We start from the raw sequence: 13,025 nt of genomic DNA, 5'->3' as shown, positions 1-13,025 counted from the left end.
TTGCAGCATGAAGTTCGTGGACGAATTCCGCGACCCGGCGGCCGCTCGCGCGCTGGTGCGGTCGATCACCGACCTCGCCGGCGACGACGAGTTCAAGTTCATGGAGGTGTGCGGCGGGCACACGCACACCATCTACCGGCACGGGATCGAACACCTGCTGCCCCGATCGGTGGAACTGGTGCACGGCCCCGGTTGCCCGGTGTGCGTGATTCCGATGGGCCGGGTCGACGACGCGATGTACCTGGCCGAACAGCCCGATGTCATTTTCACGACGTTCGGCGACATGATGCGGGTGCCGGGATCGCACGGGAACCTCATCGACGCCAAGGCCCGCGGCGCCGACGTCCGGTTCGTGTACTCCCCGCTGGACGCCCTCAAGATTGCGGTCGACAACCCCGACCGGCAGGTGGTGTTCTTCGCGGTCGGCTTCGAGACCACGGCGCCGTCGACCGCGGTGACGTTGGTGCGGGCCAGGCAGATGGGGGTGGAGAACTTCACGATCTTCTGCAACCACGTCACCATCGTGCCGCCGATCAAGGCGATCCTCGAGTCGCCGGACCTGCGGCTCGACGGTTTCCTCGGGCCCGGCCACGTCTCGACGGTGGTGGGGCTGCGGCCGTACCGCTTCGTCCCCGAGGTGTACGGCAAGCCGATGGTCGTCGCAGGTTTCGAACCCCTCGACATCCTCGCGTCGGTGCACATGCTGCTGCAGCAGATCCGGGAGGGCCGGTGCGAGGTGGAGAACCAGTACATTCGCGTGGTCCGTCCCGAGGGCAACACTCAGGCGCTGAAGCTGATGAGCGAAACCTTCGCGCTGCGACCGCATTTCGAATGGCGTGGTCTCGGTTTCATCTCCCAGAGCGCGTTGCGCGTGCACCCCGACTACGCCGAGTTCGATGCGGAGCAGCGGTTCTCGATGCCGGGGGTGCGGGTGGCCGACCCCAAGGCGTGCCAGTGCGGTGAGGTCCTCAAGGGCGTGATCAAGCCGTGGGAGTGCAAGGTGTTCGGTACCGCGTGTACCCCGGAGACGCCCATCGGGACGTGCATGGTCTCACCGGAGGGCGCGTGCGCGGCCTACTACAACTTCGGTCGGTTGCACCGCGAGACGGCGCTGCTGGTGGGGCGGAGACCCGAGTGAGCGGCCGGGCCGGGCGGACGCTGTTCGCGCGCTACGCGTACGCCCCCAACGCGCTCGGCTACTGCGGGCCCGCCGCCGCGGCGGGCCTCGAAGCGGTGGCGAGTGGTGGCGCGGGCGCCCAGGTGGGTGGTGTCGACGCGGCGGCACGGCAGTTCAGCGGCGCCTGGCCCTACCAGGAGCTCCTGGCCCGGATGACCGGGTCGGACGATCCCCTCGACGAGCGGGTCGTTCGCGCCTACTGGACCGGCAACGAGGTGACCGCGACGGTGGACCGGCAGCGGTTCGGCCGGGCGCTGCTCGCCCGGCTGGGCGGCCGGGCCGGGCACTACTGGAAGTACCTGTCCGACGACCTCCTGCCGGAAGTCGCCCCGACCCACGCGTTCCACGTCTTCGGTGTCTACCCGTGGACCCGGCTGCTCCGCACCGGGATGCCGCAACCGCTGTTCGTGCTCGACTCGTGCCGCATCCGCAACGGTGTGGTGGTCGAGCTTCGTCCGGACACGGCCGTGGTCCGTTCGCGGGGGCTGCAGTTCGACGGTGTCCGGCTCACCCTGGGGCCGCTCGAGGACCGGCCCGCCCGCCGCCGCACCGCTGCCGGACCGTTCGTCGACGACCTGCGCGTGGGCGACCGGGTGGCGGTGCACTGGGACCTGGTGTGCGACCGGCTCGACGCCGACCAGGCCGGCAGTCTCGAGTACTGGACGGACTGGCAGCTGACCCGGACCAATCCGCGGCTGGCCGCCGAGCTCCTCACCGCGGCGGACGATCCGGATGCGGCACCGGTTGCGGAAGCGTGAATCCCCACGGCAGTTCCAGCCGGTGCGCCGCCAGCAGCGCCGCGTCCGAGAGCACGGTTTCGGTGCGGCCGTCGGCGACCACCAGGCCATCCGCGAGGATCACCGCCCGGCGACACAACTGGGCGGCGTACGGCAGGTCGTGGGTGACCAGCACGAGTGTCGTGTCGAGTGACTGCAGCACCTCCGCGAGCTCGCGCCGTGCGACCGGATCGAGGTTGCTCGACGGCTCGTCGAGTACGAGGACGTCGGGGCGGCACGCGAGCACGGTCGCGAGCGCGACGCGGCGACGTTGCCCGGTCGAGAGGCGTCCCGCACTGCGGTGGGCGTGCTCGGTCATCCCGACCTGCTCGAGGGCGTCGGCCACGCGGCGATCCAGGTCGGCGCCGCGGACCCCGAAGTTGACGGGCCCGAAGGCGACGTCCTCGGCGACCGTGGGCATGAACAGCTGGTCGTCGGGGTCCTGGAACACGACCCCGACGCGGCGACGGATCTCCCGGAGGTTGGCGCGTGAGACCTCGAGGCCGCCGATCCGGACCGTGCCGGCCGTCGCGGTGAGCACGGCGTTCACGTGCAGGATCAGCGTGGTCTTGCCGGCGCCGTTGGGGCCGAGGACCGCGACGCGTTCACCCGGCGCGATCGTGAGGTCGATGCCGTCGAGGGCACGGCGGCCGTCGGGATAGTCGAAGACGAGACCGGCGGTGTGGATCGCGGGCGGCGGCATCGCACTCACACCCACCAGGCCGCGACGGCGACCGCGACCGCGCCGCCGGCCGGGAGCAGCGCCAGCGTCCAGTCGCGCGGTCGCGCGGGGGCCGTCGCGAGCGGAACCGTCCCGGTGAAACCGCGGGAGAGCATCGCCAGGTGAACGCGCTCACCGCGCTCGTACGAGCGCAGGAACACGCCTCCGACACCCCGCGCCGCCGCACCGATCTGATGGAGGGCACGCGGGTCGTCGCCGCGGGCGATGCGGGCGATGCGCATCCGGTCCAGCTCTGCGACAAGCAGATCGACGTACCGCAGCATGAGGGTGATCACCGTGACCACGATGCCGGGAAGGTGCAGCCGGGACAGCCCGCCGGGCAGCGCCCGCACCGGTGTGGTGGCGGCGAGCGTCAACGACACCAGCACGCCCAGCGTGCCCTTGACCAGGATGTTCCATGCCGCCAGCAGTCCGGGCACCGACAGCGACAGCCCCCAGACCGTCACCCGCTCGCCGCCCTCCGCGAACGGCAGCAGGACCGCGAGCACCACGAACGGCAGTTCGATGAGCATGCGCGGCGCGAGCCGGCGGGCGGAGATGCCGGCGATCCGCCACACCACGACGAGGATCGCGAGGTATGCCGCGAACGCCCAGATCGCCTCGCGTGGGGTCGCGACGATCGCGAACACCGCCACGAAGGCCGCCACGATCTTCACCTCGGGCGGCAGCGCGTGTACCGGGGACGTGCCGGCCAGGTGGAGCGGACGGGCGGGCGAGCTCGGCACGTCACGGACCCCCGCGGCGACGCGCCAGCACCCGGAACAGCAGCGCGGACACGGCCAGCACCGCGAGTACCCCGACCACGCCGGCCACGCCGGTGAAGGTGGAGTCGCCGCGGACCGCGTAACCGGCGAGCGGGGACGACGACAGGTGATGGTCGGTGGCGCCCTGCGCGATGCAGGTGCCCTCGAGTTGCTCGCCGCCGTCGGTCTCGACCGCCTCGCAGCCGCGCTGCGTGGTGGCATCGAGCCCGTCGGGGCTCGAGCTGGCGAAGTACGACAGCACCCCCGCGACCAGCAACGCGACGACGGCGAAGCCCACCAGGAACCGGGACCCTCTCCGTGGAGCGGTCACGGCGCGGCCGCCCCCGCCCGGTGGGCGGCCGCGGCCCGCGCCCGCAGGAGGTACACCAGGTCGGGTCGCGCCCGCGCGACCGCGACCACGGTGAAGGCGGTGATGATGCCCTCCCCGACGCCGATGAGCGCGTGCGTACCGAACAGGTAGGCGGCGACGGTGGACAGCGACGTGACGGCGGCCCCGCCGACCGCATACTCCACCACGAACATCGACGCCGCCAGAACCGTTGCACACCAAGCCGAGACGAAGGACAGCACCCCGATGCCGCCGTCGCCGCGGCGGACGAGCAACGGTCGCAACGCGACGGCGACCGCGTAACCGGCGGCCGTGCCGACGAGCGCCATGTTGGTGATGTTCGCGCCCAGCGCGGTGAGGCCGCCGTCCGCGAACAACAACGACTGGACGGTCAGCACGATCGCGATGCACAGCGCCCCGGTGTACGGACCGACGAGGATCGCGGCCAGACCCCCGCCGAGGAGGTGGCCGCTGACGCCCGGCAGGACCGGGAAGTTGATCATCTGCACCGCGAAGACGAAGGCCGCCACCAGCCCGGCCATCGGTGCGGTGCGTTCGTCGAGCTCGGTGCGTGCGCGCCAGATCGCGACCGCGACACCCACGACGGCGACGACCCAGAACAGCGCCGACGTGGGGGCGTCGATGATGCCGTCGCTCATGTGCATTGCGACGACGTCGGTCTCGTTGATCTCGACAGCCACACTGGCCTCCCGGGGCCGGGGGAATCGTGGAGGCCAGTCTATCGGGATATGTGAACAGCTGAACAGCCTTTCCGGATCGGTCCGGGTCGGCGTCAGTCGTCGCCGTCGCGCAGGCCCTTCTCGTCGACGACCAGTCGTCGGGTGACCCCGATGTCGTCGAGGAAACGTTCGTCGTGACTGACGACGATCAATGCACCACGAAATCCTCGCAGCGCCTGCACCAGATGATCGAGGCTCGGCAGGTCGAGATTGTTGGTGGGCTCGTCGAGCATGAGCAGCCTCGGTGGCGGGTCGGCGGCCAGGAGCATGGCCAGCGCCGCGCGCAGTCGCTCGCCGCCCGACAATTCCGACACCGGAGCGTCCGCCTCGCTGCCGCGGAACAGGAAGCGTGCCAACCCGGCTCGAATCTGTTCGGCAGACGCGTGCGGCGCCGCCGCCGCGACGTTCGCTGCCACCGATGTCGTGTCGTCGAAGATGTCGAGTCGCTGCGGTAGCAGTGCGAACGGGACCTTCGCGCCGCGGCGGACGATCTCGTCGAGCAGGGTCGTCTTGCCGATGCCGTTGCGCCCGATCAGCGCGATCCGTTCCGGCCCGGTCGCGGTGAGCTCGACCGTCTGGCCGCTGCGCAACCGGGTCTCGGGCAGCACGATCACCTGCTGGCCCGGGAACACCGCGGTGTCGGGGAGGTCGACGCGGATCTCGCGGTCGTCGCGCACCGACTCCTGCGCCTGCGACAGCGTCTGCTTCGCGTCGTCGAGCTTTTCGATGTGGTTGCCGCGCAGCTTGCCCGCCGACTCCTCGGCGGCGCGCTTGCGCATGCCCATGACGATCTTGGGTTCGCGCTTGTTCTCCTGCATCTTTCGGCCGTACCGGGCCCGGCGGTCGAGCTTGATCCGCGCCTCGACGAGCTCGCGGCTCTGCTTGCGGATGTCGCTGCGGGCGTCGCGGACGGCGGCCCGCGCGGCCTCCTGTTCGGCCTCGATCGCGTTGCGGTAGGTGGTGAAGGTGCCGGTGAACGTCCGCAGGCGACCGTCGCGCAGCTCGGCGATCGCATCCATCGACTCGAGCAGGTCGCGGTCGTGGCTGACGACCACGACCGTGCCGGCGAACTGCCGGATCGCGGCCGCGAGCAGTGCCCTGCTGTCGCTGTCGAGGTTGTTCGTCGGCTCGTCGAGCAGCAGGACGTCCGGGTCGCGCAGCAACTGCGCCGTGAGGCCCAGCAGAGTTGTTTCGCCACCGGACAATTCGCCCACCGAGCGGTCGAGGTCGGCCGCCCCGGAGACGATGCGCCGCAGGCCCAGTCGGTGGAGCGTCGAGACCGCACGCTCCTCGATGTCCCACGCGGCGCCGACCGTGTCGAAATCGGCGTCCGTCCCGGTGCCGGACTCGATGCGGGCGAGCGCGCGGCGGATGTGGGCGATCCCGAGGACGGTGTCGACGCGGACACTCGAATCGAGCGTGAGGTCTTGGGGCAGATACGCGACCACGCCGCGGGCGGTGACGGAACCGCTCGTGGGCTGCAGTTCGCCCGCGACCAACTTCAGAAGGGTGGATTTGCCGGTGCCGTTGAGTCCGACCAGACCGGTGCGGCCGACGCCGATCACGGCGTCGAGTTCGGCGACGACCGGTGAACCGTCCGGCCAGACGAAGGTGACGTCGGACAGCGAGACGGACGTGGGGGATTGGGCCATGGGTAACTCCCGGAGATGAGATGCGTCGCGCAGACGGGCGCACAATGCACTCGTCGCGCAGGGGCGCGGATTCACCTCGACAGGAGCAACGGCCTCTCCGATCCTCGGGGACAACGGACGTCGAACACGGTACGACCGGTTCCACACCGCACGCAACCGGAATTCCGCTCCGCTCGAGCGGAAGGGTTCCGCGTCCGGACGCGTCCGACGATCATGGGGCGTACATGTGGGTACTGGCCACTCGAACCGGGAGACGCCGATGACGGTCACCGACGAATACCTCGAGAACAACAAGCGCTACGCCGAATCCTTCTCCGGCCCGTTGCCACTGCCGCCGAGCAAGCACGTCGCCGTGGTCGCGTGCATGGACGCACGGTTGGACGTCTATCGGATCCTCGGCCTCGCGGAGGGGGAGGCGCACGTCATCCGCAACGCGGGCGGCGTCGTCACCGACGACGAGATCCGGTCCCTCGCGATCAGCCAGCGCCTGCTCGGCACCCGCGAGATCATCCTCATCCACCACACCGACTGCGGGATGCTCACGTTCACCGACGACGAGTTCAAGCGCGCCATCCAGGACGAGACCGGTATCAAACCGGCGTGGTCCGCCGAGGCCTTCCCCGACGTCGACGACGACGTCCGGCAGTCGCTGCGCCGGGTCGCGGCGAGCCCGTTCGTCACGCTCACGGAATCGTTGCGCGGCTTCGTGTTCGACGTGGCCACCGGCAAGCTGAACGAGGTCACGCTCGAGTGAGCGGGCGGTTGCTGCGGTCGCCACTCGGCCGATGCCGCAGCAACCGCCCGGAGGCGTTACAGGCGGGGGCCCTCCGTCCGGAGGTCGTCGACCTTGCGCATCGCCTCGCGCAGTTCGGCGAGCCACTCCTCGGCATGTTGCCCGGCGAGTTTCACCGTCCACGCGAGGGCATCGGCGCGCGACCGGGCCACCCCGGCGTCGACGAGGGTGTCGAGTACCTTGCGCTCGGGTTGGCGTAGGCGCGTCATCACCGGAACTGCCAAATGCGTGAACAGGATTCGTCGGTCACCGATCCGGACCGCCCACGCGACCTTTCGGCCGTATCGGGCCTCGGCCTCGTCGGCGATCTGCATGCGCTCGGCCCGCGTGGATTCGCGGAACCGGGCGACGCGGCCGGCCGCGGCCGCCTCGGAACTCTCGCCCTCGCCGGCCTCGACGGACGGCAGTTCGCCTGTCACGACGATCTCCTCGCGGTCCACCTCGACGGTCGCGGGACCGGTGAACCAGTCGTCGGGGAGTCTGCCGGCGAACCAGTCCGCCGCGTCCGAGGCGTCCGGGGCGTCGGCCTGCTGCCATCCGCCGGGGCGTCCGAAACCATGTGCTCTTCTCATGATCGTCCTCCTCGGGTCGATCTCTTGCACTGATTACATGATTACTCCGTCGGCGGCCGGGCACCACCGCGGTGCCGGTCGGTTCGGTTGCGGGGCGGGGCCCTCAGCTTGGAGTGGAAGGGGCGGTCAGCGCCGGGCGAGATGGTGCTCGAGCAGGATCCGGAGCTGGTCGTGCGCGTCGGCGAACGGCCGGCTCGACTCGAGGGCGCGGCTCTGCACGATGGCGCCCTCCACCACCGACAGCAGGACCCCGGCGGTCGAGCGCGCGGCGCCGGGCTCGATGCCGGCCGCCGCCAGCCCCGCCGCGAGTCGGGTGGTCCACTCCTCGAACGCCTGGCCGGCGGCGGCCTGCAGCGCCGGATCGGCCTCGTCCAGCGCAGCCGCCATCATGAACGAGCCGAGGCGGTACTCGCTGGACTCGAGCGGGTCGAGCCAGAAGGCGAACAGCTCGTCCAGCCACTGCGACACCGACGGCGTGCCCTCGAGTTTGTCCGCCACCGCCGCGATGTGCGAGTGCACCACGCGGGCGACGATGCGCGCCGCCGTCTCGACGAGTTGCCCCTTGCCCTCCGGGAAGTGTTGATAGAGCGAATTGCGCGACGCGTTGCTGCGTTTGAGCAACTCGGTGAGTCCGGCGGCGTGCACCCCGTACTCCTGTACGGCGGCGATCGTGCTCGTGAGCAGCCGAGCTCGCGGTCGTGGCGCGGTCATCGGACTCCTCCCGGGCTTGTCTGAACCGATCGGTTCATGTTAGATCGAGGGTATGTGAACCGATCGGTACACATGGAGAGGATGCCGTGCCAGCCACCATTGCCACTGCCAGTCCCGTCGCCCACGCCGCCCTGCTGGGTCTCGGCGTGTACCGGCCCCGACGGGTCGTGCCGAACGCGGAGATCGTCGACCGGATCGACTCGTCCGACGAGTGGATCCGCACCCGGTCCGGGATCACGTCCCGCGGTTGGGCCGAGGCGGACGAGACCATCGTCGGGATGAGTGTCGCGGCGTCCCGTGACGCGCTCACCGCCGCCGGCGTCGCGGCGGACCAGATCGACGCCGTCGTGCTGGCCACGTCCTCGCAGATGGTGCTGGGGCCGTCCGCCGGCGCCGTGGTGGCCACCGAACTGGGCATGCACGACACTGCCGCCTACGACATCTCCGCCGGCTGCGCGGGCTTCTGCTACGCGCTCGGCAACGCCGCGAGCCTCGTCCGTGCCGGACAGGCGCGGCACGTGCTGGTGATCGGCGTCGAGCGGCTGTCCGATCTCCTCGACACGTCCGATCGGACCTGCGCGTTCATCTTCGCCGACGGTGCCGGCGCGGTTGTGGTGGGACCCGCCGAGGCGGAGGGCATCGGCCCGGTCGCGTGGGGTTCGGACGGCAGCCAGACCGCGGCGATCAAGCAGGACAAGGACTTCGCCCAGTACTTCGCCGAGGTGGCGGAGAAGGGCGCGGAGGCGGAGCGGCCGTACATCCGGATGAACGGGCAGGCCGTGTTCCGCTGGGCCGTGACGTTCCTGGAGAAGGCGTGCCGGGATGCGCTGGGCAAGGCCGGCGTCACCGCCGACGACCTCGACGCCTTCGTGCCGCACCAGGCCAACAGCCGCATCACCGACGCGCTGGTCCGGACCCTCGGGCTGCCCGACACCGTCGCGGTGGCCCGCGACATCGTCGAGACCGGCAACACCAGCGCGGCGTCGATCCCCATGGCGATGGAACAGCTGCTGCGGTCGGGCGGCGCCCGGCCCGGCGACACCGCACTGCTGCTCGGCTTCGGTGCCGGCCTGGCCTACGCGGGACAGGTCGTCCGGCTTCCGGCGATCAGCTGATCGCCGGGCGCGGCGCCGCCGGTCGACCGGCGGCGGTCGGGCATCATCGGGGCATGGCTGCCCCGCGTGTCCTCGCCCGATCGCCGCTGACCGCCGTCGTCGCCGCCTCGGCCCTCGTGCTGGCCGGGTGCGGCGGCGACGACCCGTCCCCGGAGCAGCGCTTCGCCGACGCCCTCGCGAGCGGCGACGTCGCTGCGGCCGCGGAGCTGACGACGGATCCGGCCGCGGCGTCCGCCGCGATCGGGGCACTGTTCGACGGGGTGGACGCGCAGCAGCACGACTTCACCGTCGCGCGGGGCGGTGACTCCTTCACGCTCTCGGCCGACTGGGACCTCGGGGACGGCAAGCGGTGGCAGTACTCCACCGAGGGCACGGTCGTCTCGGCGGACGGTGCGGGGCGGGTGTCGTGGGATCCGGCGATCCTGGCGCCGGGCCTCGACGCGGACTCGACCGTCCGGTACACGCCGACGGCGCCCCGGCCGGCGCAGGTGCGGGCGGCCGACGGACAGCCGCTGCTGACCCGGCAGGTCGTGACGCTGGTGAATCTGCAACCGACCGCCGATCCGGCGGCGGTGGCGCCGCTGCTCGCCCCCGTGGTCCCGACGATCTCCGCCGACTCCCTGCGCAGTGACCTCGCGAAGTCCGACGGCACACCGGTCACGGCCGTCACCCTGCGCGATTCCGACGTCGCGCCCGTCCGATCGGCGCTTGCGGCGATTCCGGGAGTGGACCTGGTGGACCAGACCCGGCTGCTGACGGTGGACAAGGCGCTGTCGTCGCCGGTGTTCGCGGATCTGGCGACCGTGTGGCAGCAGGGCGAGGACGCGTCGGCGGGCTGGGCGGTGCAACTCGTGCGCCCCGGCGGCGCCACCGCGCGACTCGCGGGCCAGGACGGTACCCCGGCGCCGGACATCGACACCACGCTGGACCTGCGGTTGCAGACCGCGGCCGAGGGGGCGCTCGGGAGCCTCCCGCAGCCCGCGGCGATCGTCGCGCTGCGACCTTCGACCGGGGCGGTGCTCGCCGTCGCCCAGAACGCGCCGGCCGATGCGCAGGGCGCGGTCGCCCTCACCGGCCTGTACCCGCCCGGGTCGACGTTCAAGACCGTCACCACGTCGGCGGCGTTGCAGGCGGGCACCGTCACCCCCGACACCGTGCTGCCGTGCCCGGGGACCGAGAACGTGGAGGGCCGGCAGATCCCCAACGACGACAACTTCGACCTGGGGCAGGTACCGCTGCACACCGCGTTCGCCCGATCGTGCAACACCACGATGGCGCGGCTGGCCGTCTCGCTGCCGGCCGACGCGTTGCAGCAGGCCGCGCTCCAGTTCGGTCTGGGTCTCGACTACGTGACCCCCGGCCTCACGACCGTGACCGGATCGGTACCGTCCGCGGACTCGCCCGCTCAGCGCGTCGAGTCGGCCATCGGGCAGGGGGAGGTGACCGCGTCCCCGTTCGGAATGGCGCTGGTAGCGGCGTCCATCGCGCACGGATCGACGCCGGCTCCGATGATGATCGCCGGCCGACCCGCCACCTCCGACCGCGCCGTCGATGCCGTGCCGGCGACCGTCGACGCCGACCTCCGCGCCATGATGCGGGAGACGGTAACGGGCGGTACCGCGCGGATTCTCGCCGATCTGCCCAACCTCGAAGGCAAGACCGGTACCGCGGAGTACGGTGTGGGGACCGGCTCACACGGGTGGTTCGTGGGCATCGACGGCGACCTCGCTTTCGCGGTTTTCGTTGCGGGAGCGGATAGTTCGGGTCCGGCGTTGGATGCTGCCGGTCGCTTTCTGCGGTAGCTCCGCGCCACCGCAGGCGGGGGTGTCGCGCGTCACGGGGAGGCTTCGAGACGAGCGTCAGTGGCATAATCGTGACATCTTCGTAGGCGATCCGTGCTTGTTACGCAAGTGGCAATCGGGAGGATTGTGACTATGGGTTTCCGAGCCTCGCCCCGCGTCCGGCGTAGCAGTGCGATGGCCCTGCCGATCGGCCTCGTGGCCGTGCTGGCAGGTGCCTTGGTGTCCTGCGTGGGGGAGGACGCCGACCAGAGCGCGCAATCGGTCGTGGCCGGGTTCGTCCAGGCCCTCAACGACCGGGACGCCGAGGCCGCCGCCGACCTGACGTCGTACCCGAACGCCGCCGAGGAGTCCATCCAGCAGATGTTCGACGGCCTGGACGCCGGGGACTCGCAGTGGACCGTCGCCCAGTTCATGGAACTGAACGGCGATTCCGGTTTCTTCACCGTCGACGCCGCCTGGAACTTCGGCGAGGGCAAGGACTGGAGCTACTACGTCGACGGCGGCGTCCGGAAGCTCTCCATGGGATGGCGCGTCTCGTGGGATCCGACGCTGCTGGCGCCGGCCCTCGGCCACGGCCGCACGATTCGGTACGACCGTACCGACGCGGCGCCCCCGATGGTCTTCGACGGCGCCGGTGACCCGCTGATGGCGGAGCAGACGATCAACGCCGTCACTCTCGATCCGGCCACGATGCCGGATCCGGTGGCCACGACCGACCGGGTCGCCGAGGCGCTCGAGCCCGTCGCCCCGCTCGTGACCGGCGAGTCGATGCGACAGGAACTCGCCGCGAAGCCCGGCGAGAAGGTGGTCGCGGTGCTGTTGCGGGACCAGGACTACCAGTACCTCGAACAGGATCTGGCCGGCATCCCCGGCGTCTTCGTCGACAAGCAGCCCAAGCTCATCACCACCGACCGCCGGATCGTGACCCCGCTCCTCGATCCGCTGCGGACCGTGTGGCAGATGAACCGGGACGCGACCGCCGGGTGGGCCGTGAACATCGTCGAGCCCGACGGCACCGTCCAGCAGCAGGTGGGCCACCAGGGCCCGCCCGGCCCGGACATCAAGGCCACCCTCGACTCCCGCTTGCAGCTGGCCGCCGAGAACGCCGTCGTGAACGCCGGGACGCCCGCCACCATCGTGGCGATCCGGCCGTCCACCGGTGCGGTGGTCGCTGCCGCGCAGAACAACCAGGCGATCGAGCAGGGACCCATCGCGTTCACCGGCATGTACCCCGCGGGCGACACGGTCGACGTGATCCGCCGGGCGGCGGCGATGCAGGCGGGTGTCGAACCCGGGAAGGTCAGCGACGGCGACCTCGAGCGGGCGGGGCGGCAGCTGGGCGTCGGATTGGACTACGAGATGCCGGGGCTGGACCCGCAGACCGCGGTCCTCACCTCGTCGCAGTCCGGAGTCGACCAGGTGATGAAGTCGAAGAACGGGTTCGAGGCGCAGATCAGCCCGTTCGGCCTGGCGATGCTCGCGGCGTCCGTGCAGCGCGGCAGCGCGCCGATGCCGATGATCGTCGAGGGGCAGCAGGCGACCGCGGAGGACGTCGAGGGAGCGCTGCCGGTCGCCGTGACCGAGCAGCTGCGGAACGCGATGCGCGACAACGTCCAGAAGGGGTCGGCGTCGTTCCTGAAGCAGTACCCGGATCTGATCGGTACCGCTGCCGGCAACGACTCGGACCGGTGGTTCTTCGGTTCGCGCGGCGACCTCGCCTTCGCGGTCTTCGTGGCCGACGCCGACGGCGGGGACCGGGCGGTCAAGATGACCGACGTCTTCATGAAGGAGATGGCCAAGCCGATGGAGAAGTGAGGTCCGGCGCGGCCGGATCGCTCGTCGGTCTCCCGTGA

The 13,025-nt window shown here is 70.9% G+C and carries 13 protein-coding genes; 6 read left to right on the top strand and 7 right to left on the bottom strand.

Going from position 1 to position 13,025, the window contains the following annotated elements:
* Positions 1 to 7 precede the first annotated feature (7 nt).
* Together hypD and E7742_RS16425 are read left to right on the top strand one after the other, a co-directional pair.
* Positions 8 to 1,138, top strand: coding sequence for a hydrogenase formation protein HypD (hypD, locus tag E7742_RS16430; RefSeq protein WP_137799912.1), 1,131 nt, complete (start codon positions 8 to 10; stop codon positions 1,136 to 1,138).
* Positions 1,135 to 1,935 carry a DUF6390 family protein gene (locus E7742_RS16425; protein ID WP_137799911.1) on the top strand — a complete coding sequence of 267 codons (801 nt, stop codon included), beginning with the start codon at positions 1,135 to 1,137 and terminating at the stop codon, positions 1,933 to 1,935. The genes hypD and E7742_RS16425 overlap by 4 nt, the downstream gene beginning before the upstream one ends.
* Here the strand turns inward: E7742_RS16425 and E7742_RS16420 are convergent.
* The 5 genes from E7742_RS16420 to E7742_RS16400 form a co-directional block, all read right to left on the bottom strand.
* Complete coding sequence (locus E7742_RS16420; protein ID WP_137801260.1) at positions 1,889 to 2,656, bottom strand: energy-coupling factor ABC transporter ATP-binding protein; 768 nt, start codon at positions 2,654 to 2,656, stop codon at positions 1,889 to 1,891. The two genes, E7742_RS16425 and E7742_RS16420, sit on opposite strands and share 47 nt — an antisense overlap.
* A 5-nt stretch (positions 2,657 to 2,661) precedes the next feature.
* Positions 2,662 to 3,420: a cobalt ECF transporter T component CbiQ gene (gene cbiQ / locus E7742_RS16415; protein WP_137799910.1), complete on the bottom strand. Its 759-nt coding sequence runs from the start codon at positions 3,418 to 3,420 to the stop codon at positions 2,662 to 2,664.
* A gap of 1 nt (position 3,421) precedes the next feature.
* Complete coding sequence (locus E7742_RS16410) at positions 3,422 to 3,769, bottom strand: PDGLE domain-containing protein (protein ID WP_137799909.1); 348 nt, start codon at positions 3,767 to 3,769, stop codon at positions 3,422 to 3,424.
* Positions 3,766 to 4,452, bottom strand: a complete 687-nt coding sequence (locus tag E7742_RS16405; protein WP_175420632.1) for an energy-coupling factor ABC transporter permease — start codon at positions 4,450 to 4,452, stop codon at positions 3,766 to 3,768. Before E7742_RS16405 ends, E7742_RS16410 begins: the two co-directional genes overlap by 4 nt.
* A gap of 128 nt (positions 4,453 to 4,580) precedes the next feature.
* Complete coding sequence (locus E7742_RS16400; RefSeq protein ID WP_137799907.1) at positions 4,581 to 6,179, bottom strand: ABC-F family ATP-binding cassette domain-containing protein; 1,599 nt, start codon at positions 6,177 to 6,179, stop codon at positions 4,581 to 4,583.
* Positions 6,180 to 6,438: 259 nt separating this feature from the next.
* Here E7742_RS16400 and E7742_RS16395 point away from each other — a divergent pair, with 259 nt between their 5' ends.
* Complete coding sequence (locus E7742_RS16395; protein WP_137799906.1) at positions 6,439 to 6,933, top strand: beta-class carbonic anhydrase; 495 nt, start codon at positions 6,439 to 6,441, stop codon at positions 6,931 to 6,933.
* A gap of 56 nt (positions 6,934 to 6,989) precedes the next feature.
* Here the strand turns inward: E7742_RS16395 and E7742_RS16390 are convergent, their stop codons facing one another.
* Positions 6,990 to 7,544, bottom strand: coding sequence for a hypothetical protein (locus E7742_RS16390; RefSeq protein ID WP_137799905.1), 555 nt, complete (start codon positions 7,542 to 7,544; stop codon positions 6,990 to 6,992).
* Positions 7,545 to 7,670: 126 nt separating this feature from the next.
* Complete coding sequence (locus E7742_RS16385) at positions 7,671 to 8,255, bottom strand: TetR/AcrR family transcriptional regulator (RefSeq protein ID WP_137799904.1); 585 nt, start codon at positions 8,253 to 8,255, stop codon at positions 7,671 to 7,673.
* 86 nt (positions 8,256 to 8,341) lie between these two features.
* Between E7742_RS16385 and E7742_RS16380 the strand changes: the two genes are divergently transcribed.
* The 3 genes from E7742_RS16380 (at position 8,342) to E7742_RS16370 (ending at position 12,987) form a co-directional block, all read left to right on the top strand.
* On the top strand, positions 8,342 to 9,370 hold the full coding sequence (locus tag E7742_RS16380; RefSeq protein WP_137799903.1) for a beta-ketoacyl-ACP synthase III: 1,029 nt from the start codon (positions 8,342 to 8,344) through the stop codon (positions 9,368 to 9,370).
* A 53-nt stretch (positions 9,371 to 9,423) separates the two neighbouring features.
* Complete coding sequence (locus E7742_RS16375; RefSeq protein WP_137799902.1) at positions 9,424 to 11,172, top strand: penicillin-binding transpeptidase domain-containing protein; 1,749 nt, start codon at positions 9,424 to 9,426, stop codon at positions 11,170 to 11,172.
* Between the two features lie 174 nt (positions 11,173 to 11,346).
* Complete coding sequence (locus tag E7742_RS16370; protein ID WP_254699337.1) at positions 11,347 to 12,987, top strand: NTF2-like N-terminal transpeptidase domain-containing protein; 1,641 nt, start codon at positions 11,347 to 11,349, stop codon at positions 12,985 to 12,987.
* Positions 12,988 to 13,025 lie beyond the last annotated feature (38 nt).

Origin of the sequence: Rhodococcus sp. SGAir0479, assembly GCF_005484805.1 — a bacterium.
In the GTDB taxonomy this organism is placed as follows: Bacteria; Actinomycetota; Actinomycetes; order Mycobacteriales; family Mycobacteriaceae; genus Prescottella.
Note: the sequence above shows the minus strand (reverse complement) of the source record. Positions and strands in the feature narration are given on the sequence as shown.

What these genes read in the sequence shown, in the direction of transcription:
- hypD (WP_137799912.1), top strand. Translation starts at nt 8, where the DNA reads ATGAAGTTCGTGGACGAATTCCGCGACCCGGCGGCCGCTCGCGCGCTG.
- E7742_RS16420 (WP_137801260.1), bottom strand. Translation starts at nt 2,656, where the DNA reads ATGCCGCCGCCCGCGATCCACACCGCCGGTCTCGTCTTCGACTATCCC.
- E7742_RS16405 (WP_175420632.1), bottom strand. Translation starts at nt 4,452, where the DNA reads ATGCACATGAGCGACGGCATCATCGACGCCCCCACGTCGGCGCTGTTC.
- E7742_RS16400 (WP_137799907.1), bottom strand. Translation starts at nt 6,179, where the DNA reads ATGGCCCAATCCCCCACGTCCGTCTCGCTGTCCGACGTCACCTTCGTC.
- E7742_RS16395 (WP_137799906.1), top strand. Translation starts at nt 6,439, where the DNA reads ATGACGGTCACCGACGAATACCTCGAGAACAACAAGCGCTACGCCGAA.
- E7742_RS16390 (WP_137799905.1), bottom strand. Translation starts at nt 7,544, where the DNA reads ATGAGAAGAGCACATGGTTTCGGACGCCCCGGCGGATGGCAGCAGGCC.
- E7742_RS16385 (WP_137799904.1), bottom strand. Translation starts at nt 8,255, where the DNA reads ATGACCGCGCCACGACCGCGAGCTCGGCTGCTCACGAGCACGATCGCC.
- E7742_RS16375 (WP_137799902.1), top strand. Translation starts at nt 9,424, where the DNA reads ATGGCTGCCCCGCGTGTCCTCGCCCGATCGCCGCTGACCGCCGTCGTC.
- E7742_RS16370 (WP_254699337.1), top strand. Translation starts at nt 11,347, where the DNA reads ATGGCCCTGCCGATCGGCCTCGTGGCCGTGCTGGCAGGTGCCTTGGTG.